The sequence below is a fragment of the Flavobacterium arsenatis genome (genome assembly GCF_031456785.1).
Classification (GTDB): Bacteria; Bacteroidota; Bacteroidia; order Flavobacteriales; family Flavobacteriaceae; genus Flavobacterium; species Flavobacterium arsenatis.
This window is the reverse complement of record NZ_JAVDVI010000001.1, coordinates 321,912-345,714: the sequence shown is the minus strand read 5'-3', so window position 1 is coordinate 345,714 and position 23,803 is coordinate 321,912. Positions and strand designations below refer to the sequence as shown.

Annotated in this window: 18 protein-coding genes; 15 read left to right on the top strand and 3 right to left on the bottom strand. The window is 36.6% G+C overall.

The features are described 5' to 3' along the window. Positions 1-13 precede the first annotated feature (13 nt). Together galE and J2X31_RS01500 are read left to right on the top strand one after the other, a co-directional pair. On the top strand, positions 14-1,027 hold the full coding sequence (galE, locus tag J2X31_RS01505) for a UDP-glucose 4-epimerase GalE (RefSeq protein ID WP_310023821.1): 1,014 nt from the start codon (positions 14-16) through the stop codon (positions 1,025-1,027). Between the two features lie 50 nt (positions 1,028-1,077). Continuing rightward, a complete protein-coding gene (locus J2X31_RS01500; RefSeq protein WP_310023820.1) occupies positions 1,078-1,242 on the top strand; it encodes a hypothetical protein in 165 nt (54 codons plus the stop codon). A gap of 28 nt (positions 1,243-1,270) precedes the next feature. Here J2X31_RS01500 and fabD read toward each other — a convergent pair whose 3' ends face one another. Continuing rightward, on the bottom strand, positions 1,271-2,146 hold the full coding sequence (gene fabD, locus J2X31_RS01495) for an ACP S-malonyltransferase (RefSeq protein WP_310023819.1): 876 nt from the start codon (positions 2,144-2,146) through the stop codon (positions 1,271-1,273). 158 nt (positions 2,147-2,304) lie between these two features. On the opposite strand from fabD, the gene J2X31_RS01490 reads away from it, so the two are divergent. After that, a complete protein-coding gene (locus J2X31_RS01490) occupies positions 2,305-3,939 on the top strand; it encodes a hypothetical protein (protein ID WP_310023818.1) in 1,635 nt (544 codons plus the stop codon). An 86-nt stretch (positions 3,940-4,025) separates the two neighbouring features. Here J2X31_RS01490 and J2X31_RS01485 read toward each other — a convergent pair whose 3' ends face one another. Further along, complete coding sequence (locus J2X31_RS01485) at positions 4,026-5,312, bottom strand: UDP-N-acetylmuramoyl-tripeptide--D-alanyl-D-alanine ligase (RefSeq protein ID WP_310023816.1); 1,287 nt, start codon at positions 5,310-5,312, stop codon at positions 4,026-4,028. Between the two features lie 68 nt (positions 5,313-5,380). Then, the gene (gene gldJ / locus J2X31_RS01480; protein ID WP_310023815.1) at positions 5,381-7,039 is read right to left on the bottom strand and encodes a gliding motility lipoprotein GldJ; all 1,659 of its coding nucleotides are present in this window, start codon (positions 7,037-7,039) and stop codon (positions 5,381-5,383) included. Between the two features lie 224 nt (positions 7,040-7,263). On the opposite strand from gldJ, the gene porU reads away from it, so the two are divergent. From porU to J2X31_RS01420, 12 genes are all read left to right on the top strand, one after another. Beyond that, positions 7,264-11,133, top strand: a complete 3,870-nt coding sequence (gene porU, locus J2X31_RS01475) for a type IX secretion system sortase PorU (RefSeq protein ID WP_310023814.1) — start codon at positions 7,264-7,266, stop codon at positions 11,131-11,133. Positions 11,134-11,176: 43 nt separating this feature from the next. Continuing rightward, positions 11,177-12,352 carry a type IX secretion system outer membrane channel protein PorV gene (porV, locus tag J2X31_RS01470; RefSeq protein WP_310023812.1) on the top strand — a complete coding sequence of 392 codons (1,176 nt, stop codon included), beginning with the start codon at positions 11,177-11,179 and terminating at the stop codon, positions 12,350-12,352. 106 nt (positions 12,353-12,458) lie between these two features. Continuing rightward, a complete protein-coding gene (gene cdd / locus J2X31_RS01465) occupies positions 12,459-12,941 on the top strand; it encodes a cytidine deaminase (protein WP_310023809.1) in 483 nt (160 codons plus the stop codon). A 155-nt stretch (positions 12,942-13,096) separates the two neighbouring features. Beyond that, positions 13,097-14,095 (top strand): pyruvate dehydrogenase (acetyl-transferring) E1 component subunit alpha, encoded by a 999-nt coding sequence (pdhA, locus tag J2X31_RS01460; protein WP_310023808.1) that lies wholly within the window; start codon positions 13,097-13,099, stop codon positions 14,093-14,095. 5 nt (positions 14,096-14,100) lie between these two features. Continuing rightward, positions 14,101-15,780 (top strand): pyruvate dehydrogenase complex dihydrolipoamide acetyltransferase, encoded by a 1,680-nt coding sequence (locus tag J2X31_RS01455; RefSeq protein WP_310023807.1) that lies wholly within the window; start codon positions 14,101-14,103, stop codon positions 15,778-15,780. 80 nt (positions 15,781-15,860) lie between these two features. After that, positions 15,861-16,844 (top strand): M20/M25/M40 family metallo-hydrolase, encoded by a 984-nt coding sequence (locus tag J2X31_RS01450; RefSeq protein ID WP_310023806.1) that lies wholly within the window; start codon positions 15,861-15,863, stop codon positions 16,842-16,844. Positions 16,845-16,859: 15 nt separating this feature from the next. Further along, positions 16,860-17,576, top strand: coding sequence for a DCL family protein (locus J2X31_RS01445; RefSeq protein ID WP_310023805.1), 717 nt, complete (start codon positions 16,860-16,862; stop codon positions 17,574-17,576). A gap of 131 nt (positions 17,577-17,707) precedes the next feature. After that, entirely contained in the window at positions 17,708-18,385 is a 678-nt protein-coding gene (locus J2X31_RS01440) for an SDR family NAD(P)-dependent oxidoreductase (protein WP_310023804.1), read from the top strand. 6 nt (positions 18,386-18,391) lie between these two features. Continuing rightward, positions 18,392-18,718, top strand: coding sequence for a BRO-N domain-containing protein (locus J2X31_RS01435; RefSeq protein ID WP_310023802.1), 327 nt, complete (start codon positions 18,392-18,394; stop codon positions 18,716-18,718). Then, positions 18,715-19,314, top strand: coding sequence for a SprT-like domain-containing protein (locus tag J2X31_RS01430; RefSeq protein WP_310023801.1), 600 nt, complete (start codon positions 18,715-18,717; stop codon positions 19,312-19,314). Before J2X31_RS01435 ends, J2X31_RS01430 begins: the two co-directional genes overlap by 4 nt. 102 nt (positions 19,315-19,416) lie before the next feature. Next, on the top strand, positions 19,417-20,490 hold the full coding sequence (locus J2X31_RS01425) for a mannose-1-phosphate guanylyltransferase (protein WP_310023800.1): 1,074 nt from the start codon (positions 19,417-19,419) through the stop codon (positions 20,488-20,490). Positions 20,491-20,584: 94 nt separating this feature from the next. Further along, entirely contained in the window at positions 20,585-23,803 is a 3,219-nt protein-coding gene (locus J2X31_RS01420; protein WP_310023799.1) for a T9SS type B sorting domain-containing protein, read from the top strand.

The window sequence follows — 23,803 nt, the reverse complement described above, 5'->3', positions numbered from 1 at the left end:
TTCAAGTAAAAGTATGAAAGTATTAGTAACGGGAGGTTTAGGCTTTATTGGTTCTCACACGGTTGTTGAACTTCAAAACGAAGGATTCGAGGTAGTTATCATCGATAATCTTTCTAATGCTGATGAATCGGTGTTGAAAGGAATTGAAGCAATTACTGGCAAGCAACCGATCTTCGAAAAACTTGATTTAAGAGAAAAACCATCGGTTGTGGAGTTCTTTAAAAAGCACAGTGATGTTTCGGGCGTGATTCATTTTGCGGCTTCAAAAGCAGTTGGCGAGAGTGTAGAAAATCCACTTCTTTACTACGAAAACAACATCAATACTCTTGTGTATCTTCTTCAAGAATTACAACAAAAACCAGAGGCAAATTTTATCTTCAGTTCTTCTTGTACGGTTTACGGTCAAGCCGAATTGATGCCGATAACCGAAAATGCACCAGTCCAGCAAGCGATGTCGCCTTATGGTAACACCAAGCAAATCGGTGAAGAAATCATCGTTGATGTTGCAAAAGTTACTAATATTAATGCAATACTTTTGAGGTATTTTAATCCAATTGGAGCTCATCCAACTGCTGAATTGGGCGAATTGCCAATCGGAGTTCCTCAAAATCTGATTCCCTTCATTACCCAAACAGCTGTTGGTTTAAGAAAAGAACTTTCTGTTTTCGGGTCGGATTATCCAACTGCAGACGGAACTTGTATTCGTGATTACATCCACGTTGTAGATTTGGCGAAAGCCCATGTTGTTGCCTTGAAACGATTGATTGATAAAAAAAATACCGATAAAGTAGAGACTTTCAATCTTGGTACAGGAACTGGAAGTTCGGTTCTAGAGGTCATCAATGCCTTTGAAAAAGTAAGCGGTCAAAAACTGAACTATAAAATTGTAGATAGGAGAGAAGGTGATGTAGTAGAGGCTTTCGCTAATACTGACAAAGCAAATGATATATTGGGCTGGAAGGCAAAATCAACCTTGGAAGAAGCTTTGGCATCTGCATGGAAATGGGAACAGAAAATTAGAGGCTAATTTTAATTTCTTTCTAATTATTTGTAAATTAGTAAACTAAATTAATTGCTATGAATGCCGAAGATAAAAAAGAAGAATTGATGGAGTGGCTTTCGAAAGTAGAAGAACCTTCAATTCTGTATCAAGTTGCCAAAATCAAGGAAGAATCAGAAGCAGATATAAAGTCCCAAACCGAAAAGATTTGGGACTTTTTTATTCAACAGTATTTAAACTGAATACTGCGACTGACCACTGAATACTAAATTAAGCACTTGCAACAGCAACTTCCCTGTCAATCTTGCCAACCAGTCCAATCAACACTTTTCCGGGACCCACCTCCGTAAAAATACTTGCACCATCCTTTATCATTTGCTGAACAGATTGTGTCCATCTTACTGGAGCCGTCAATTGAATAATTAAATTTTTCTTGATTTCTTCCGGATCCGAAACCGCACTTGCCGTTACATTTTGATATACAGGGCAAATAGGTGCCGAAAAAGTTGTCGCTTCTATAGCTGCCGCCAATTCTTCCCTTGCAGGTTCCATCATCGGAGAGTGGAAAGCTCCTCCAACCGGCAATATCAAAGCACGTTTAGCTCCAGCAGCTTTCATCGCTTCGCAAGCTTTTTCCACTGCCGATGTTTCGCCAGAAATAACCAATTGTCCCGGACAGTTGTAATTTGCCGCTACAACAATCCCATCTATAGAAGCACAAACATCTTCTACTACGCTGTCTTCTAATCCTAAAACAGCTGCCATTGTAGAGGGTGTGATTTCGCAGGCTTTTTGCATTGCCAAAGCTCTTTTTGAAACCAATCTTAAACCGTCTTCAAATGATAAAGTGCCATTTGCTACCAGGGCAGAAAATTCTCCTAATGAATGTCCGGCTACCATTTGCGGCTGGAAATCATCTCCCAACGTCTTCGCTAAAATAACTGAATGAAGGAAAACTGCTGGCTGAGTTACTTTTGTTTCCTTTAATTCTTCGGCTGTTCCTTCAAACATAATGTCGGTTATACGGAAACCCAATATCTCATTTGCTTTCTCAAATAATTCTTTTGCCAATGGAGATTGTTCGTATAAATCTTTCCCCATTCCTGTAAATTGAGCTCCCTGACCAGGGAAAACGTATGCTTTCATATCTTTTGGTTTAGTGTTTTTTGTATCTTAATTAAACCACAAAAATAACTATTTTTTTAGAACCACTATTTTCGTTTTCACTTTCTCCTTTCGATCAAAAATAAAGATGTAACATTTAGAGAATTATAAGACTAATTGCTAAAACCAAATTACGAGTCATGAAAAAAATTACTTCCGTTTTATTGTTGCTTTTTGTAGGCTTCTTGCTGTTCTATTTCGGATTGCCGGTTATAAATTATGGTTTTATGAAGTTGCCATTTTTTATACTCTTGTTCCTGATCGCCGGAATTATCCTTTACACAAAACTAAAAGTAACTCCTGTTACAAACAAAGTTACAATTGTTTCTAAACCAAGTAAACTCATTTTCATTTTTTCAGCAGTTGTAATTGCTTACATGACCGTACTTCCATTACTCACAAGTTTGCCGATGTTTCGAAGTGAGGCCTATCGGGAATTGATCGGAAAAGTTGAAGACGGTGAGAATCTAAAGAACCATATCGCTCCGATTTCTTTAGATAAAATCCGTGTTGTCGATGAAAATCTGGCGATGCTTTTGGGAGAAAAGATAATCGGTTCCCAACCATCACTCGGCAGCCAGACCGAAATTGGCGATTTTACGATACAAAAAGTCAACCATCAATTGTATTGGGTTGCTCCATTGTTGCATACAGGTTTTTTCAAATGGTTTAGAAATTCCCAAGGTACTCCGGGATATGTCATGGTTTCGGCAACCAACGAAAGAGATGTGAAATTGGTGCAAAACATCAACGGAAAACCCATCAAAATCAAATACCAGCCGGAAGCTTTTTTCGGATCAAAAATTGATCGACATGTTTATTTTAATGGGTATATGACAAATGGTTTGGCCGATTATAATTTTGAAATAGATGATAATGGCGAGCCATTCTGGATCGTTACCAAATATGCCAAGAAGGTTGGTTTTGCAGGAAACGATGCTACGGGAGTTTTAACAGTGAACGCCCAAACGGGCGAAATCAAGGAATATGGTCTTGAAGATGCACCACTTTGGGTAGACAGGATGCAACCCATCGATTTTATCGAGGAACAATTGAGTGATTGGGGCAAATATGTTCACGGATATTGGAACTTGTCTAACGAAAATAAGTTGATGATAACCGAAGGATTAACCTTGGTGTATGGTGAAAATCATAAATCCTATTGGTACACCGGCTTGTCATCAGTAGGGAAGGAAGAATCCACCGTAGGTTTTGTTTTGGTTGATACTAGAACAAAAGAAGCAACCTATTACAAACAGAGTGGTGCGACGGAATATGCCGCTCAAAGTTCAGCCGAAGGAAAAGTGCAGGAAAAGGGATATCGCACGTCCCTGCCGATTCCTTATATCATCAACAATATCCCTACTTATGTAATGACATTAAAGGACGATGGAGGCTTGGTTAAAATGTTTGCTATGGTTTCCATCAACGATTATACGATTGTTGGGGTTGGGAATACAATGCGGGAAACACTTATGGCCTATAAAAATGTATATAATATGGCCGACAACGGAATCGATTCTGAAAGTATCACCCCAAAAAGGAGCCTTACATCCATAGTGACAAGGATTTCTAATGATGTCAAAAACGGCAACAGTTTCTATTATTTTATGGTAAAAGACTATCCTAATGTTTTTGTAGGGTCATCCCAATTGTCTAACGAATTGCCAGTAACCATTGTTGGCGACAGCGTGAAAATTTCCTACGATGTTGATATGGAAGAAGTGATAGACGTTTCTAATTTTGATAACATCAATATCAAGAAGAAGAAATAATAAATGGATGTTTAAAAAAACATCGAAATGAAAATACCCCAAAAGTTAGATGCTATTTGGGGTATTTTTTTATTTTGAAATACGATTTAAGGCAAGAAATCCAAGCTGCGTTCCAACGCCATTCCCCTTGAACCTTTTATAAGGATTGTAGTGTTTTCAATCTTGTTCTGGGTCAGTTCATTTGCCAAACCTTCGAAAGTTTCAAAAAAGAACATATTTTTGTTTTCTATTTTATTTGCATAAAAGTCTTTTCCGATAAAATAAAAAGTAGTGTTTTTGTCTTTAGAAGCTAATGCTATTATGCTTTTATGTTCTTCTAAACTTTCGTTTCCGAGTTCAAACATATCGCCTAAAATGGCTACTTTTTTAGGAATTTCGAGTTGCATAAAATTTTCCAAAGCTACAGTCATACTACTCGGATTGGCATTGTAAGCATCCAGAATAATGTCATTGCTGTTCTTTTTCAGCAATTGCGATCGGTTGTTTTCGGGAATATAATTTTCAATGGCTTCCTTGATATCATCCATATCAACTTTAAAATAGGTTCCAATAGTAACAGCTGCATTTATGTTGTTGGCGTTGTAAATCCCAATTAGATGCGAAGTGATTTCTATTCCCTGTGTTTTTATAGAAACAAAAGGATTTGCTTTTATGGAATCAACTACCACGTTCGTGTCTTTTGATTTGCTTCCGAAGGTATAACGTTCAATTCCTTCTGTTTTTTCAATTTGAATTGGATCATCCAGATTGACAAAGGCTATTTTTTTATTTTCGGAAAGGTAGGTGTACATTTCGCTTTTACCCTTTATCACTCCTTCAAACCCGCCAAAACCTTCCAAATGGGCTTTTCCAAAGTTGGTAATGTAGCCGAAATCTGGTTTTGCAATACTGCACAGAAACTCAATTTCCTTTTGATGGTTGGCACCCATTTCTACAATTCCAATCTCTGTTTCACTATTAAAAGAAAGTAAAGTAAGTGGCACTCCGATATGATTATTCAGGTTTCCAATAGTTGCTTTTGCCTCATAACTTTTAGATAACACTACATTGATGAGTTCTTTTGTGGTGGTCTTTCCGTTGCTTCCTGTTAAGGCTATGATAGGCAATTTCAAATAATCACGGTGGAATTTTGCAAGTTCTTGAAGTGTTTCCAAACTGTTTTCTGTCAGGATGGTTCTTTGGTCAATGTAGTAATCCCTATTGTCAATAATGACGTAGGAAGCTCCTTTTTCCAAAGCTTCATTTGCAAAAGTATTCGCATCAAATCGTTCGCCCTTTATGGCAATGAACATTGAATTTTTTTCAATCTTTCGAGTATCTATCGAAACGGATTTGCATTGTAAAAACAGTTTGTGAATGTCTTTGATTTCCATTTGAAATGAGTTTAAAAAATAAAAGCCCTAATGAAAGGGCTTTTAAAAAATGCTATGTTTTTAAGAAATTAGTTTCTTGCTTTTTTCTTAGAAGATTTTGGTCCAACGCTTGACATTGCACATCTGAATCCGATGTAGTCAGTTGCCATATCTTGCGGGAAGTATCTCCTTTGTGCAGGATCCAACCAGTAAGCTCTATCTCTCCAAGAACCACCTTTGTAAACTCTCACATTGTCATTAACCAAAGTTGTTCTTTTGTTAGATTTGTCATAAGTTCTTACCAAGTTGTCCAAACTGTCTTTGGTTACGTTGTGAATCGGTGAGTCATACATTCTCTTAGCTTCTTTTCCAGTATCTGAATCTTCTTCAGAGCCAAATTTGAAATCTCTTCTAGATTGTCTATCACCATCTCTGTAGTTTCTATTGTCACTTTGAGAGAAGTTTTGTCTTAAATAAGTTTCTTTCTCATCAATTGGTACTTGTGCAATTTGTCCTGGGAAGTTTTTGGCCATGATTCTACCATTGCTTAAAGTGTCATAGGCGATGTTTTCAGAAGTTACTAGCTCAACAGTTCCGTCTTCACCAATTTTGTTTTTATAGAATACGTTACCTCTATAGTAGTTGAAATCACTTGCTTCATCATCAACAACAGGTCTGTAAACATCGGCAACCCATTCTGCAACGTTTCCAGCCATATCATACAATCCAAAATCATTTGGAGGGTAGGATTTAACTACGTTTGTAATATCAGCACCATCATCAGACCATCCTGCTAATCCACCGTAATCTCCTTTACCTTGTTTGAAGTTGGCTAACTGATCTCCTTTAACCTGTCTTTTACCGCTTCTTGTGTAAGAACCTTTCCAAGGATATTTTTTTTGTCCTTTGTAAGAGTTGTATTCTCTGTTACCAACATCAGATGCTGCGGCATATTCCCATTCAGCTTCAGTTGGAAGTCTGTATTCTGGACTTATTAATCCTGAACTTCTTGTAGCATATAGGTTGGTGCTATCTTTAGATCTACCTCTTTTGCCTTTCAGTACAACATCTTCATTTCCACCAAAAGATTTTGTTGGAGCATTGATATATGTTTCAGTGCTGAAACTTTGTTCTGCAGTAACGTCTTTAGTTTTTGCGTCTTTTTTCAAGTAACCTTCTTTTTCAAGAGTTGCTTCGTTTACACGATCTGTTCTCCATTTAGCAAATTCAGCGGCTTGAATCCAGTTTACACCTACTACTGGGTAGTATGCATAAGCAGGGTGACGAAGATAATTGTTTGTCATTTGCTCATTGTATCCCAATCTGCTTCTCCATACTAATGTATCTGGCAAAACACCTTCATAGATGTTTTTGTAATTCTCGTCTGTAGGTTTGAAAACACTTTTCACCCAGTATAGATACTCAGCATACATTGCATTTGTAACTTCAGTTTCATCCATGTAGAAGGATTGAACGTGCTGCTGATTAGGACTGTTGTTCCAATCGTGCATTACATCGTCCTGTACTTTACCCATCGTGAACGTTCCGCCTTCTACTAAAACTAAACCAGGAAGAGCCTGTTGTTTTTTGTATTTAGTGTTGAGCTGAAAACCACCTTTTTTATCGTTGATTTTCCAGCCTGTCGCAGAGGACGCATTTTTCGAGCTAGATTTGCTACAGCTAGCAAAACCAATAACTAATGCTAAAGACAACATTAGTTTAACAGCCATAATTTTGTTTACTTTCATACTTCAAGTAGGTAATAAATTTCGTGCCGCAATATAATAATTAACCATTACACTACAACACCTTTTTTTAAATAATAACAAAAAATAAAATAATTGTTTTCTGTTCGAAAAGAACTTCGAAAATAGAACGTAAAATTAATTGAAATATTATTCTTTTACACAAACTAAATGAATTAATTTTACCGTATAGTAATAAAATAACCTATACCACGTTTTCTATTTTGATGAAAAAAGCAATATTATTTATTTTAGTTTTATATCCACTTCTTATAAACAGCCAGATTAAAGGCGATTTCGTTATTAATTGGAGTGAAAGGTCTGAACTTATATATGAAGCACATAAATATAATGTTCCTCAATTTGATTTTAATTATTTTCATTTTGATGAGGCTGAAAAAGCTATTTCGTTTCGTTTGAATATTCCAGTAACTTCTTCCATTGATGAGAAATCCCTGCTCATTTCCAATGTTGTTTATGAAAATATTCCAGATTCAAAATTAGGCGACTTGTCTAGAAGAGCAATTCCATCAAAACTGACTGCCACAATAAAGAATGTAAATGCTAGGGATTTGAAATTTGCAAATTTTGAATTGTGGCCTATTATTAAGGACGGAACTGGTTATAAAAAATTAAAATCCTTTTCCTATAGCGTTTCAAGAGGTCAAGAGTCTAATAATTTTCTAAAGAGAGGTTTCGATGAAATTTCTAATTCGGTATTGAGTTCAGGAAACTGGCATCGTTTTTATGTTGAAAAATCTGGTGTTTATAAAATTTCAAAGCAATTTCTTCAGCAACTAGGGGTAGATTTGAATGGAGTGAATCCTAGAAGTATTAAAATTTACGGAAACGGCGGACGAATGGTTCCACTTTCTAATGCTGTTGATTATCCTTCAGATTTAGAAGAAAATGCAATCCAAGTAATAGGAGAGGAAGATCAGGTTTTTAATGATCAGGATTATATTCTTTTCTATGCAGAGGGAGTTGATAACTGGAGCCAGGAAAATCTATCCCATAACAACTTATACGAAAATAAGTCCTATTATTATATTAATGTACAAGGTGGTTTTGGAAAAAGGATTAGCCTGATGCCGAATATTACCTCGAATGCAACTCCAATTACCATATTTGACGATTACCAATACCGCGAATTGGATTTGGTGAATATCGGAAGATTGGGTAGAAGATGGTTTGGTGAAGAGTTTAGTTTTGTAAATCAAAAGACGTATGATTTTGAATTCCCTAATATAGTTACGGCTCAACCTGTAGAATTTACAATTTCGGGAGCTGTTTCGGCCTCCAATACAACTTCATTTGGTTTGAAAGCAAATGGAACATCGTTTGGAAATCTTAATTTCACACCTCCTGCAGGTTTTGATGGTTTTTATTGGGACAGTATTGGTAATTTTACTTTTCCTAGTTCGACAAATATTGCAATTGATATTGAATACAATAACGGAGGAGTTCCTAGTTCAAAAGGTTATCTCGATTATATCATTTTAAGGGCAAAAAGGAATCTTCAAGGCTATGGAAAACAGTTCCGATTTCAATACAATGCTGCGGCAACTATGACTGGATTTGGAGAGTTTCAATTTTCTAATGCAACCACAATAGGTCAAGTTTGGGACATAACCGATATATATAATGTATCGAGTTTTAAAAATGAAAATCAGAATTCATTTTCATTCAAGGCAAGCTTGGGAGAAGTGCGAAAATATATAGCTGTTGATATTCAGGATTATTATACACCATTAAGGGATTCCAGGCCGAAAGTAGTCAATCAGAATATAAAGGGAACCATCTTTAAAAATGCTCAAGGTCAATTTCAAGACATAGACTATTTGATAATCACGCCCTCTTTTTTAAATGCATCTGCAGAAAAATTAGCAAACTTTCACAGAAGTTATTCCAATTTAAATGTAAAGGTGGTGAATTTGGAAAACATCTATCAGGAATTTTCTTCTGGCAAACAAGATGTCGGAGCCATTAGAAATTTGGTGAAATATGTATATAAGAATGCCTCCGTCAATAGTAAAAGAGTTAAGTATTTAAATCTTTTCGGGGATGCTTCGTTTGATTTTAAGGACAGAATTACTAATAACACTAATATTGTTCCTATTTATCACGCCATATATGGAGGTGCAGAAGGAGGAAGTTCGTTCTGCTCCGATGATTTTTTTGTCTTGATGGACGATAATGAAGGCGGAAGTGTAAATGGAACCGGGCTTGATATAGCCGTTGGAAGAATGATTGTAAGTTCAGTGCAGCAAGCCGATGAAATGGTGAACAAGGTAATTGAATATTATGATCAAAAATCCTATGGAAACTGGCGGAATAATATTGTACTCATTGCTGATGATCCAGATGTCACTAAGCCTGGTGATACGGAGTTGCAATATTTTCAAAATCTAGAAGCCGACAATATTTTTGCTCAAAAGCCATTTTTGAATGTAAAAAAGATATTGATTGATTCCTATTTGCAAGAAGCGGCAGCAGGAGGGGACAGATATCCAAAAGCCCGTGCAGAAATATTTGAGTCTTTTGAAAAAGGGGCTTTGGTATTTAATTATCTAGGCCATGGCGGAGAAGATGGTCTTGCAGTAGAAAGGATTTGGGAAAGACCCGATGGAGAGAATTTAAACAATAGGTATAAATACCCTATTTTTATAACGCTAACCTGTACCTACTCTAGATTTGATAACCCTTACAGAAAAACAGGTGGCGAATTTACGTATTTGAATCCAAGAGGTGGAGCTATAGCAATGCTCACTACAGTCCGTTCAATCGGACAGGGTGAGGCTCAGGTGTTTAATCCTGTTCTTTCAAAATATCTGTTCTCGTATGGATCCAACGAATATGTTTCTATCGGTGAGGCATTAAGATTGGCCAAAAACGAAAAATCAACAAATGTTGTGGTGTGTATTGGAGATCCAGCTTTAATGATGGCAATCCCTAAACCTAAACTTATTTTGACAAAAGTAAATGATATGCCTATTACAGGTCCAATAGATGATCTTAAATCTTTGGCGTATGTAAAGTTGACCGGGCAGGTTGTAGATGAAAACAATAATCTACTTACCAGTTATATGGGTGAATTAGCGGTGAATATTTTTGATAAAAATTTGAATAAAACAACATTGAGAAATGACTTTGTTGATGCTTTAGTTGATATTATTCCAAATCCTAATGGTCCAGGCACTATAAAAGTTTATGCAAATAGATTGCCTTTCATAGCTTTAGGAGAAACCATTTTCAGAGGAAATGCATCCGTTTCAAACGGACAATTCGAATTTGGTTTTGTTGTTCCAAGAGATATCCGTGTTCCAGTTGATAATGGAAGAATTAGTTTCTATGCCAAAAAAACAGGTCATTTCGAAAATCAAACGGGTTTCAATAGTGATATTAAAGTTGGAGGAATTAATGAAAATGCTGTTGCAGACAATATTGCTCCAAGAGTGAAGTTATATATGAACGACGAAAGTTTTGTTTCTGGAGGAATAACCAACGAATCGCCCATTTTTTTAGCATTTCTAGAAGATGAAAACGGAATGAACACCGCCAGCGGGATTGGTCACGATATGGTTGCAATATTGGATGGAGATGAAAACAATCCTTACATACTGAATGATTATTACGAAACAGAGCTGGATGATTATACTAGAGGGAAATTAAAGTTTCCTTTTAGGAATTTAGAAAAAGGATTGCATACCCTTACTTTTAAAGGTTGGGACGTTTACAACAATCTTGTCACGGCTGAAATTCAATTTATAGTAGTCGGAGACGAAACATTAACGCTCACAAATGTGTTGAATTATCCGAATCCGTTTGTGAGCTATACACAATTCTGGTTCACACACAATCGACCATTTGAACCATTGGATGTTCAGGTTCAAGTAATGACTGTTACAGGAAAAGTGGTCTGGACAAGGAATCAGATCATTAATACCGAAGGATTTCTTTCGCGCGAGATAACATGGGACGGAAAAGACGATTTTGGTGATAAGATAGGTAAGGGTGTTTATATCTATAAACTAACAGTCAAGTCAACAATGACCAACAAAAGGACAGAAAAATACGAGAAACTTGTAATACTTTAATAAAATACTATATTTGTTTAATTATATTTTTTAAAAATTCAGAATGAAAAAGATTTCAATACTAATAATTTGTTTATTCTCGATACAACTATCAGTAGCACAAGATGCTAATCCAATTACAACTGGAGTTCCTTTCTTAATGGTTGCTGCAGACGCTAGAGCCGCTGGTATGGCCGATCAAGGTGTAGCAACATCAACAGACGCTTTCTCTCAACAATGGAATCCTGCGAAATATGCATTTTCCATTGATAAGCAGGGTTTTGCTGTAAGTTATACCCCGTATCTAACGGGTTTGGTAAATGACATTTCGCTCGGTCAAGTAAACTATTTCAACAAAATTGATGATAGAATGGCCTTTGCAGGAAGTCTTAGGTTTTTTGGTTTTGGAGATATAGAATTAAGACAGACGGATGATCCAAATGAAGTGCCGAGAATTGTTAGTCCAAATGAATTTGCACTAGATGGCTCTTATTCCTTAAAATTAGGTGATCGCTTTTCGATGGCTGTAGCAGGTAGGTACATCCGTTCCGCTTTGAGGGTTGCAACAGAAGAGACTGATGCTTCGCCAGCAAGTTCTTTTGCGGTAGATGTTGCGGCATTCTATCAATCAGAAGAAATTGCCTATGACGATTTCAACGGAAGATGGAGAGCTGGTTGGATTTGGCAGAACCTAGGTCCAAAAATCAGCTATGACGACGATGAATTAAGTTCAAATTTTCTTCCTGCCAACATGAGGATTGGAGCTGGTTTCGATTTTATTTTTGATGAATACAATAAAGTAGCATTAAATGTTGAGTTTGCTAAATTACTTGTACCAACACCACAATTGCCAAAAGATTTGGACGGAGATGGAGAGATTTCATCTGAAGAAAGAGCTCAAAACAGAGACGAATACAGAAGAATTAGTTGGACGGAAGGAATTTTCAAATCGTTTGGTGATGCACCAGGTGGTTTCAGTGAGGAATTGAAAGAGTTTACCTATTCAGTTGGTTCCGAATATATTTACCAGGATTCATTTGCTTTGAGAGCTGGATATTTCAACGAGAGTCCATTAAAAGGTGCGAGAAAATTCTTCTCACTTGGAGCTGGTTTCAAATACAATGTAGTGAAGATTGATGTTTCATATTTATTTTCAGCTTCAAAAGTGAGAAACCCGTTAGAAAACACATTGCGATTCTCGCTTAGTTTTGCCTTCGGAGATAAATATGATGAATATTAATTGTTGAATAAATATTTATAAAAAAATCCAAATTTCAAATTGATGAGATTTGGATTTTTTTTCCCTTATGACGAAATGAATTCAGATTTTAAAAGAAAATTTATAAATGAAAGAAATAAACATTACCACAAAGTTTTCTGTTTTTGATGAAATGAGCGAGCTTCCAAAAAACATAAAAGATTTGATGGAACAAGCCGTGGAAATTAGGAAAAAAGCCTATGCTCCATATTCTAAATTTAGAGTTGGAGCTGCTATTTTGTTAGATAACGGAAAAATTGTTTTGGGTTCAAATCAAGAAAATGCAGCCTATCCTTCCGGACTTTGTGCAGAACGTGTGGCGATTTTCCAAGCTGGAGCCATTTATCCTGATGCAAAAATGCTTCAAATGGCAATTTCTGCAACTGCCGATGAAAAACCGGTTACCTCGCCAATTCCTCCTTGTGGCTCATGCCGACAAGCCATTGCCGAATATGAATTCAAACAAGAATATCCAATTGAAATTTATTTTATGGGCGAAACTGGAGCAATTTACAAGTCGGATTCTTTGAAAAATTTGCTTCCCTTTATGTTTGATAAAAACTTCTTATAAAAAAAGTATAAAATGATGTTTTAAATTTTAGTTCTTACTCGGAATGTCTTATTTTTGCTCCCGACACTTCGGGACGAAATTTGTGTGAGGAAACTATCTTGCGAAGTAATCGATTAAATACATTCACAAGCAACATTAGCAAAAGGAAAATTCAGATGAAAGAAATTACAAAAGAGGTTTATTTAAAGTGGTATGAAGATATGCTACTTTGGAGAAAGTTTGAAGACAAACTAGCGGCACTTTACATACAACAAAAAGTAAGAGGATTTCTTCACTTATACAATGGTCAGGAAGCAGTTTTGGCAGGTGCTTTGCACGCCATGGACTTGTCAAAAGACAAAATGATTACTGCCTACAGAAATCACGTTCAGCCAATTGGTATGGGTGTCGATCCTAAAAAAGTAATGGCAGAATTACTAGGAAAAGTAACCGGAACATCCAAAGGTATGGGTGGATCGATGCACATCTTTTCTAAAGAACACGGTTTTTATGGTGGTCACGGAATCGTAGGGGCTCAAATTCCTGTTGGTGCCGGTATCGCTTTCGCAGATAAATATTTTGAAACAGGTGGTGTAACAATGACCTATTTTGGTGATGGTGCGGCACGTCAAGGTTCTTTGCACGAAGCCTTCAATATGGCAATGCTTTGGAAACTTCCAGTAGTATTCATCGTTGAAAACAACGGTTATGCAATGGGAACTTCTGTAGAAAGAACTGCAAATCACACTGATATTTGGAAACTTGGTTTAGGATATGAAATGCCTTGTGGACCAGTTGACGGAATGAATCCTGTTAAAGTTGCCGAAGCAATGCACGAAGCCATCGAAAGAGCACGTCGTGGAGACGGACCAACTTTCCTTGAAATGAAAACATACCGTTACAGAGGACACTCAATGTCGGATGCTCAATTGTACCGTTCAAAAGAAGAAGTTGAAGAATACAAAAAAATCGACCCGATTACTCAAGTTTTAGATGTAATAAAAGATCAAAATTTTGCTACAGAGGAAGAGATTGAAGCAATTGACCAAAGAGTAAAAGATTTAGTAGAAGAATGTGCAACATTCGCCGAAGAATCTGATTTCCCAGAAGTACAGCAACTTTACGATGTAGTGTACGAACAAGAAAATTATCCTTTCATCCCACATAAACTATAATCGATATGGCAACAGTAATCACAATGCCTCGCTTGAGCGATACCATGACGGAAGGAACAGTAGCAACTTGGTTGAAAAAAGTGGGCGACAAAATCAGCGAAGGCGATATTCTTGCTGAAATTGAAACCGATAAAGCTACAATGGAATTTGAATCTTTCAATTCTGGAACTTTATTGCACATCGGAATACAAGAAGGAGATTCTGCACCAGTAGATTCGCTTTTGGCAATTATCGGAAAAGAAGGTGAAGATATTTCTGATTTGTTAAACGGAAAATCGGCCCCAGCAGAACCAAAATCAGAAGAGAAAGCTGATTCCGAAGCTTCAGAACCTAAAGCTGAAGCAAAAGAAGAAAAAACTACTGAAGAAAAACCAGCAACTGAAAGTAAAGAAGCTCCGGCTAGTTTACCGAAAGGAGTAATCGTAGTAACAATGCCTCGTTTGAGCGATACCATGACTGACGGAACGGTTGCAACTTGGTTGAAAAAAGTTGGGGATAAAATCAGCGAAGGCGATATCTTGGCTGAAATTGAAACTGATAAAGCTACAATGGAGTTTGAATCTTTTAATGCCGGAACGTTATTGTTCATTGGTGTTGAAGAAGGTCAGACTGCTCCAGTTGACAGCGTTTTGGCAATCATCGGTCCAGAAGGAACTGATGTTACAGGCGTTGCAGAAAATTATAAAAAAGGTGGTGCTTCGGCTCCAGCCACTTCTAAAGAAGAAAAAACAGAAACTGCTGACGAGAAATCTGAAGAAAAAACAGTTGAAGTTTCAAGTAACGACGGAAAAAGAATTTTTGCTTCACCTTTGGCTAAAAAAATTGCCGAAGAAAAAGGAATCAATCTTTCTCAAGTTAAAGGTTCTGGTGAGAACGGACGTATCGTGAAAAGCGATGTCGAAAACTTCAAGCCACAGGCTGAAACACAAGCTTCCGCTCCAACTTCTGCAAAAGCAGAAACAGCTCAATCAGCTCCAGTGAAACCTTTTGTTCCTGCAGGTGAAGCTTTTTCTGAAGAAATCAAGAATTCTCAAATGCGTAAAACCATTGCGAGAAGATTGTCGGAATCGAAATTCACAGCTCCACATTATTACCTTACTATCGAGGTAACGATGGACGATGCAATGCAGTCTAGAAATGTAATCAATTCATTGCCTGATACTAAAGTTTCATTTAATGACTTGGTAATCAAGGCAAGTGCAATGGCGTTGAAAAAACATCCAAAAGTAAATTCACAATGGAAAGAAGATGTAACGATCATCAACCATCACGTGAATATTGGTGTTGCAGTAGCTGTTGAAGACGGTTTGGTTGTTCCGGTATTGAAATTCACCGACCAAATGAGCCTGACTCAAATTGGTGCAAGCGTGAAAGATTTGGCAGGAAGAGCAAAGAGCAAAAAATTACAGCCAGCCGAAATGGACGGAAGTACTTTTACAGTTTCAAACCTTGGAATGTTTGGTATAGTTGAATTTACGTCAATCATCAACCAGCCAAATTCTGCAATACTTTCTGTTGGTGCAATCGTTGAAAAGCCAGTTGTGAAAAACGGACAAATTGTTGTTGGAAACACAATGACGTTGACTTTGGCTTGTGATCACAGAACAGTTGACGGTGCTACAGGAGCTCAGTTCCTGCAAACCTTGAAACAATATTTAGAAAATCCAGTGACAATGTTGGCTTAAATTTATTGTCATTATTGAGATAGAACCACGCTTTGGCGTGGTTTTTTTATTTATTTTAGCAGGGATAAAATCTTTAGCAAATGAAAAAAATATTCTATTTAATTCCGCTTTTTATTTTTGGTTGCAAATCGGCCACCACTACAGATAAAGCTGTTACAAGTATTGAGAAAGTAAAAGCACCTTATGCTTTTAATTATAAAGTAGAGGAAAGTAGTGTTTCTGCAACGCTCAAGACTTTGACTTCGGATGCTTTTGAAGGAAGGGAAGTTGGCACTCCAGGAATAGAAAAATCGGCGGTTTTTTTGGAGGATTTTTTGAAGAAGAACAATGTCAAGCCTTATTTTGATTCGTATCGCGATGTCATATCCAATTTTAAATTGCCAACGGCTAATATTGTTGGTTATATAGAAGGAAATGATCCTGTTCTGAAAAATGAATTTGTGATTTTCGGAGCCCATTACGATCATATTGGAATTTCAAAAGACGGTGGAGTCAACGGCGACAAAATCAATAATGGAGCAAATGATGATGCTTCGGGTGTGACGGCTGTTGCTGAAATTGCCAAATATTTTGGTAACAATAAAACCAATAAGCGAAGTATTCTTATAGTGTTTTTTACAGCTGAAGAATTGGGCTTGCTAGGTTCAGAACATTTGGCGGAAAAGCTAAAGAAGAAGAATGTTGATTTATATTCGATGTTGAATTTTGAGATGATTGGTGTTCCGATGAAGGCGGATTATACGGCTTATATCACAGGATTTAGCAAATCGAACATGGCTACGAAAATAAATGATTATTCTGGGAAAAAGTTGGTAGGTTACTTGCCGATGGAGTTCCAATACCAATTGTTTATGAGATCGGACAATTATCCTTTTTTCAAGGAATTTAATGTTCCGTGTCAGACAGTTTGTACGTTCGATTTTGAAAATTATGCTTATTATCACCATGTTGACGATGAATTTGAGTTGATGGATACGAAGCACATGACGAGTTTTATTCAGGATATCTTGCCGGTTGCGGAACAGATGGTGAATGCAAAAACGAAGGAAATCGTTCTGAAGTAAAAAGTCAAATATACAATGAGAAAAAAACTAGAAATAGGCGATAAGGAGTTTGGGTCTAAAAAAGAAGCTTTAATTCACTTTAAAACTATTTTGAATTCATATGAGTTTGGAGAAAAGTTAAGTAAAGAGGATTTTAATGATGTTTTGGATTTGCTTGAGACTCATCCGAAAATAATTGAGAAAATTGGTGTTGGAATTGATAGTATCAGGATTGCTAAAGTTCAATATAATACTAAATCTTTTGAATTGATTAGAACTGATGGTTCAACAGACTTTTTTTCTTACACAAAACGAATTAATTCGCCGAAAACTGATTTTACAAAGTTTAGAGAAGCCTGTAGAAAATTAATTCAAGAAGATTTGAGAGAAGTAAAACTTGCTTTTTTTGATGAATTTTCTAAAAGAGGAAAAGTTAGGTGTCAAGAAACAGGCGAGCTATCAAAATATGAAGACTTGAATGTTGACCATAGACAGCCAAATACTTTTTCTGTAATTGTAGATAGATTTATAGAGATAAATAATATTGATCTCAAAGAAATTAACTATTTAGAAGTTGGTGGAGGACCAAATGAACTTGTAGATGAAAAGATAAAAGAAGAATTCAGACAGTATCATAAGTGTAAAGCAAATCTAAGAATTGTAAAAAAAAGTCTGAATTTAGGACGTTCATACCAAGCAAAAGTTACGAGACAGAAGAAGGATTTAATAATAAAGGATAAAAAAGAAGCCTAAAGATTTAAATTTAGCCCCGACTGGAGGGAATCTCGTCTTTTGGGACGAGATGGAAGGAAGGCGGGAATATGCCTGCCTGTCGGCAGACAGGGATTAATAGAAGCCTAAAGATTTGCTTCAAAAAAATAGAAATGAAAAATATAATTATTACGGGAACGAGTAGGGGAATTGGGTATGAACTTGCGTTGAAATTTGCAAATAAAGGACATCAGGTGTTGGCACTTTCGAGGAAAACGCCTCAGGTTTTGATTGACCACGCCAATATAACGTGCCTTTCGGTGGATTTATCTGAAATGGGCAGTTATGAAAAAGTGGGTGATTTTTTAAAGAGTTCGTGGAAAAATGTGGATGCAATTGTTCACAATGCTGGATCTTTGGTCTTGAAACCCTTTTCGGAAACGACGCTTGAGGATTTTGAAAGAGTGTATAAAGTGAATGTTTTTGGGGTTGCAACCTTGACGCAAATTTGTTTGCCTTACTTGAAAAGTGGAAGCCACGTTGTCACAATCAGTTCGATGGGAGGCATTCAGGGAAGTATGAAATTTGCCGGACTTTCGGCTTATAGTTCGAGCAAAGGAGCGGTGATTACGTTATCGGAATTGTTGTCGGAAGAATATAAGGAAAGGGGAATTTCATTTAATGTTTTGGCGTTGGGTTCAGTACAAACCGAGATGTTAGCGGAAGCTTTTCCGGGTTATTTGGCACCGCTTTCGGCAGGAGAAATGGCGGATTATATTTATGATTTTACATTGAAAGGAAATCGATTTTATAATGGAAAAGTGTTGCAGGTTTCGTCCTCGACACCGTAGATTTTTATGAAACAAGAAAACGCAATTCAATTATTTGAAGACAAAAAAGTAAGAACCGTTTGGGATACCGAACAGGAAAAATGGTTTATTTCCATTATTGATGTAATCGCTGTTTTGACTGATAGTGTTGATCCAAATGCTTATTGGAGAAAATTAAAACAACGATTAAAACGAGAAGGAAATGAAACCGTGACGAATTGTCACGGTTTGAAAATGCAAGCTTCTGATGGGAAAATGCGATTAACAGATGTACCAGATACTGAACAACTTTTTAGGCTAATCCAATCTGTTCCGTCTCAAAAGTTAACCACTCAAAAGATTGATGGTAAATGAACGAAACATTAGCCAAATATATACCCGAGCACGCCGTCAAACCCGTTTTTGATTTGATTGTTGCCAATAGCGTTCATTTGAAAATCGTAAACGAGCGTGTAACCCGACACGGTGATTACCGAAAAGGGCCAACGGGGAAACACGAAATCACGGTAAATGCAAGCTTGAATAAGTATAGATTCCTGATTACTTTGGTGCATGAAATTGCCCATTTGGTGGCTTTTGAGAAATTTGGTAGGAATATAAAACCCCACGGAGTCGAATGGAAATATTCGTTTCAGCGGTTGATGGTGCCGTTTATTCGTCCTGAAATTTTTCCTTCTCAATTGTTGCCTCTTCTGGCAAGACATTTCAAAAACCCAACGGCAAGTAGCGATACCGATGCAAAATTGGCTTTGGCCTTGAAGTATTTTGACAAGGAAAACGACAAGAATTTTATTTTCGAAATTCCTGTTGGGAGTGTTTTTCGAATTCATAATGGAAAAATTTTCAAGAAAGGTAGTCTGAGGGTGAAACGATACGAATGTATGGAAGTGAGTTCTGGAAGGATGTATCTGTTTAATCCCAATGCTGAGGTGGAATTGTTGCCAAGTTGATTTTATTGTAATATTGATAGTTTTATTCAAAATAATTAAAGGTACTGTTGTAGAAAATACATACATTTGAATTACTTGAAAAGCCCACTTGAAAAGATAAAAATGAATACTAATTATTACGCGATATTAATGGCTGGAGGCGTTGGTTCTCGTTTTTGGCCTGTGAGTACAACCGAATTTCCAAAACAGTTTCATGACATGTTAGGATGTGGAGAAACTCTCATCCAGAAGACATTCAGCAGATTGTCTAAATTAATTCCAGCAGAAAATATTCTTATTCTAACAAATGAACGGTATAACGATCTTGTTTTATCGCAATTGCCGATGGTCAAGCAAGAGCAGGTTTTGCTAGAACCTGCTATGAGAAATACGGCACCTTGTATTTTATATGCTTCCCTGAAAATTAAAAAACTAAACCCTGATGCTCTTGTAGTTGTTGCTCCAAGCGATCATTGGATTGAGGATGAAAATGCATTTATAGGCAATTTACAGACTTCTTTTGATTTTTGTTCAAAAGAAAATGCCCTGATGACTTTGGGAATACAGCCTACTTTTCCCAACACAGGATTTGGTTATATTGAATACAATAAATCAGATGAAAATCAGGTCAAGAAAGTGAGCCATTTTAGGGAAAAGCCCGACTATGAAACGGCAAAATCGTTTTTAGAAAGTGGAAATTTTTTATGGAACGGTGGAATTTTTATTTGGAGTATACAATCGGTTTTACAGGCTTTTGAAAAATTTCAACCGCAGATGTTGGCTCTTTTTTCAGAAGGATTGCCGGTTTATAATACTGATGCTGAAGCTGATTTCATCAATAAAAATTATGCTCTTGCCGAAAATATTTCGATTGATTATGCCGTGATGGAAAATGCGGATAATGTGTATGTTCTCCCAGCAAATTTTGATTGGAATGATCTTGGAACTTGGGGTTCGCTTCACGAAAAACTAAATAAAGACGCGAATAATAATGCAGTTGTAAATGCAGTTGTTTATTTGGAAAATGCTTCAAACAATATCATTAGAACCGATGCTTCAAAGTTGATTATCGTGGATGGTTTGAATGATTATATCATCGTTGATAAGAATGATGTGTTGTTGATTTATCCTAAAAATAAGGAACAAGAAATTAAGGCAATTGTTTCCAAAATTGAAGTGGATAATAACAAATCGTAATGTATTTCTTTCTTAAATAGTGCAAATAATCAAAACAAATTTATTTTTAGTCATTGATTTTTATATCTTTAGTGACCCAAAATAAATTCATTAAATGAAAAGTATAGTCAAACATTTTTTTAATTATAAAATTCTTTTTTTTATACTTTTCGCCCAAAATTCCTATTGCCAACTTTCTGACTTTTCATTTAGTGTCGTGCATACCAATGAGACTTGTGAGAATAATGGCACCTTGGCTTTTGCAACTTCGGGAACAACAAATGGAGCCACAATGCTCTATTCAATTTATTTATTGCCCAATATTACAACAGCAATCGGTGTTACGGCTGGAAATGGCTATAGCGGACTTTCGGCAGGAAATTATCGAATTATAGCAACCCAATCTTTAGGGACAGAAAGCAATTCTCAGCAACAGGATATCGTTATCTTGGACCAAATCGTGCAGTTGGAATATAACCTCTCTGGCGGAAGTCATCTTTGCGATCAAAAAATCACGGTGAATGTTACGCAAGGAATTCCAGTTCAATATGAAATCATTTCTGGACCAGTTTTAAAGCCTTTGCAAACGTCAAATGTATTTACAGGATTAACTCCAGGGGTATATTTGATTAGGGTTTTTGATAATTGTGGAGATGGAATCGTGCAAAATTATACCCTTGTGGATTCGTCTGGAAGTGGTTTGCAAATCGGACTTATTAACACGATAACAAGTGCCGATTGCAATATTGCCTCGGTGACACAAACGCTAAACAACTCAAGTAGCGAAGATTTTATTTATCCCATAACGCTGCACTATGTCTTGACGCTTCCTTCAGGCCAGCAAATAATTCTAGATCAGGTTTTAACAAGCGGCAATCAAGATTTGATTACTATTTCGCAAGAAATACCACTTTTTCCAGATCAATCCTTTAGCTATAGTTTAGAGGTTATTGATGGTTGCGGAAATGTTTTTGTGGGTACGGGAACTTTAGCATTTCCAGTTACTGTACCTTCTATTTCAGCTGAAATTACAGGTTGCAACTCGTTTAAATATACTATAAAAAACGCTGTTAGTGCAACTGTTATGGAAGCTCCATCAGGATATCCTCACGCCACGCCACATGTTTTGACCCCTTCTGGCTTGAATACTTTTATATTAGAAAGCTTGCCTGAAGGCGAATATTCGTTTTCATTGATAGACCTATGTGGAGTTGAACATATTAAAGAGTTGGTCGTGGATGTGCCGGATATTTTGCCTCCTTTACGAACGATCCTAAATGGATGTGAGCCAGGTTTTGGTTCGGTCAGTATCATTACATCCAGCGATTTTGCAAGCGTAAAAATTATTCAGGCTCCCGCATCTGCAGGATTCACCTTGCCTTATGATGTTTCTTTCAACATTGATAGTGCTTCTTTTAATTTTTATATGAATTCACTTCCCCAGGGAACTTATGTTTTCAAAACCCTTGATGTATGCAATAACGAGTATGAACTTGTTTGTCCGATAGGGACATATCAGCAGACAGCAACTGTAAACGTTATCGAAAATTGCGGTTCTTTTGATATTCAAGTAATTCCCCAAGGAAATGTTTCGAACCCGATGTCCTATTGGCTTCAAAAGTTTGACCCAGTTGCTAATACATGGGGACATCCTGTTTCGGGTGTGGTTTATCAGGAAAATACAACACCAAGTACAACAAATTCTATGGTGCTAGCTCCAAATACCATCAATTATAATATTGCCGTTTATGGTCATTTTAGGATTCTTGGAAGATACAGCATTTTTGGTAACGCAATTAGCAGTCAAAGTTGCCTCCTTACGGTTGAAGAATTTGATTTCTTTGCCCAGCCAAAGATCAATAATGTAGTGAGCGTTTCCTGTCAGGATGGAACTTATGATGTGATTGTGGATGTTTCAGGAGTGGCTCCTTTCAACTACAAGATCATCACAAAAAACAATAATCCATTTGAAATTGAAAACCTAAATTCAAGTTTGTTTCTTGGAGTAGAAGCGGCGGTTTATGGTTTTGAAGTTGAAGATGATTGTGGAAACATACTCCAAGCCGATTATGAAATCGGAATTTCCAATGGTTTTCCAATTGAAATTGATAATTTATGCAGTGGTCAAAATGTATCGCTTTCCGTACTTTCATTTTCTTTTTTGAGTTATGAATGGTGGAAAGATGATGAAACAACAACTATTTTAGGAACTTCAAACACATTAAATTTTTCCACTTTTGATCCCGTTGCAGATTCAGGAATCTATCATGTCAGGGTTTTTTATGCTAACAATCCTGCTTCTTGCATCAATTTTATTTCGGATATAGAGGTTTTTTTAAATGAAGATTTGCCTGATGCCGGAATTGCTTCAAATCCAATCTATTGTGGTTCTCCCGGTTCAATTGATTTATTTTCACTTCTCTCGGATTATGATGAAGATGGGACTTGGCAGGAAATAACCAACAGCGGAATGCTTTCGGGAAACAACTGGGATGCTTCAGCCTTGCAATCCGGCACGTATAAATTCAAATACAGGGTTGGCGATATATGTAATAATTTTGATGAAACAACTTTGATCATTACCCTTAAAACAATTCCTGAAACGCCTGAAATTTCTGTAGATACATTGATTTGTAGCAATGAATCGTTACAGCTTTTTGCTTCTGATGTTCAATCTGGAAGTTATCAATGGTCAGGACCAAATGGCTTTACTTCGGTCGAGCAAAATCCAATAATCGAAAACCCAACATCATTGAATGATGGAATGTATAGTTTGAAAATTCTGCTTGATGGTTGCGAATCAGAAACGGTTTCAACAACATTAAATGTGAATGATTTTCCAGTATTTGTAATTGAAGGAGGATGCGAAAACAATCAGGATAATTATGTTTTAAGGGCTTTTCCTGTCGAAAATTCTTTTCAAGAAAATGAAGTTTCTTATAGTTGGACTGGTCCAGAAGGTTTTTCTGCACACGAAAATCCTATTTCGGTAACCAATTTTCCAATTGGAATTTATAGTCTTACCATAACCAATGCCGAAGGTTGTTCCAATTCATCCGATTTTGATGTAAAAAGCACCGTTTGCAGAATTCCAAGAGGCATTTCCCCAAATAATGATGGCGACAATGACTCCTTTGATTTATCAGGATTTGATATTTTAAATCTAAAAATCTATAGTCGTTATGGACGTTTGGTTTACGAAAAGGAAAATTATAAATCCGATTGGTATGGCCAGGATTTTAAAAACAGGGAATTGCCCGATGCGACTTATTTCTATTATGTCCTGATGAACGATGGCGAAGAAAGAACGGGTTGGGTTTACAAAACCCATTGA

What these genes read in the sequence shown, in the direction of transcription:
- galE (WP_310023821.1), top strand. Translation starts at nt 14, where the DNA reads ATGAAAGTATTAGTAACGGGAGGTTTAGGCTTTATTGGTTCTCACACG.
- J2X31_RS01500 (WP_310023820.1), top strand. Translation starts at nt 1,078, where the DNA reads ATGAATGCCGAAGATAAAAAAGAAGAATTGATGGAGTGGCTTTCGAAA.
- fabD (WP_310023819.1), bottom strand. Translation starts at nt 2,146, where the DNA reads ATGAAAGCATACGTTTTCCCTGGTCAGGGAGCTCAATTTACAGGAATG.
- J2X31_RS01490 (WP_310023818.1), top strand. Translation starts at nt 2,305, where the DNA reads ATGAAAAAAATTACTTCCGTTTTATTGTTGCTTTTTGTAGGCTTCTTG.
- J2X31_RS01485 (WP_310023816.1), bottom strand. Translation starts at nt 5,312, where the DNA reads ATGGAAATCAAAGACATTCACAAACTGTTTTTACAATGCAAATCCGTT.
- gldJ (WP_310023815.1), bottom strand. Translation starts at nt 7,039, where the DNA reads ATGAAAGTAAACAAAATTATGGCTGTTAAACTAATGTTGTCTTTAGCA.
- porU (WP_310023814.1), top strand. Translation starts at nt 7,264, where the DNA reads ATGAAAAAAGCAATATTATTTATTTTAGTTTTATATCCACTTCTTATA.
- porV (WP_310023812.1), top strand. Translation starts at nt 11,177, where the DNA reads ATGAAAAAGATTTCAATACTAATAATTTGTTTATTCTCGATACAACTA.
- cdd (WP_310023809.1), top strand. Translation starts at nt 12,459, where the DNA reads ATGAAAGAAATAAACATTACCACAAAGTTTTCTGTTTTTGATGAAATG.
- pdhA (WP_310023808.1), top strand. Translation starts at nt 13,097, where the DNA reads ATGAAAGAAATTACAAAAGAGGTTTATTTAAAGTGGTATGAAGATATG.
- J2X31_RS01455 (WP_310023807.1), top strand. Translation starts at nt 14,101, where the DNA reads ATGGCAACAGTAATCACAATGCCTCGCTTGAGCGATACCATGACGGAA.
- J2X31_RS01450 (WP_310023806.1), top strand. Translation starts at nt 15,861, where the DNA reads ATGAAAAAAATATTCTATTTAATTCCGCTTTTTATTTTTGGTTGCAAA.
- J2X31_RS01445 (WP_310023805.1), top strand. Translation starts at nt 16,860, where the DNA reads ATGAGAAAAAAACTAGAAATAGGCGATAAGGAGTTTGGGTCTAAAAAA.
- J2X31_RS01440 (WP_310023804.1), top strand. Translation starts at nt 17,708, where the DNA reads ATGAAAAATATAATTATTACGGGAACGAGTAGGGGAATTGGGTATGAA.
- J2X31_RS01435 (WP_310023802.1), top strand. Translation starts at nt 18,392, where the DNA reads ATGAAACAAGAAAACGCAATTCAATTATTTGAAGACAAAAAAGTAAGA.
- J2X31_RS01430 (WP_310023801.1), top strand. Translation starts at nt 18,715, where the DNA reads ATGAACGAAACATTAGCCAAATATATACCCGAGCACGCCGTCAAACCC.
- J2X31_RS01425 (WP_310023800.1), top strand. Translation starts at nt 19,417, where the DNA reads ATGAATACTAATTATTACGCGATATTAATGGCTGGAGGCGTTGGTTCT.
- J2X31_RS01420 (WP_310023799.1), top strand. Translation starts at nt 20,585, where the DNA reads ATGAAAAGTATAGTCAAACATTTTTTTAATTATAAAATTCTTTTTTTT.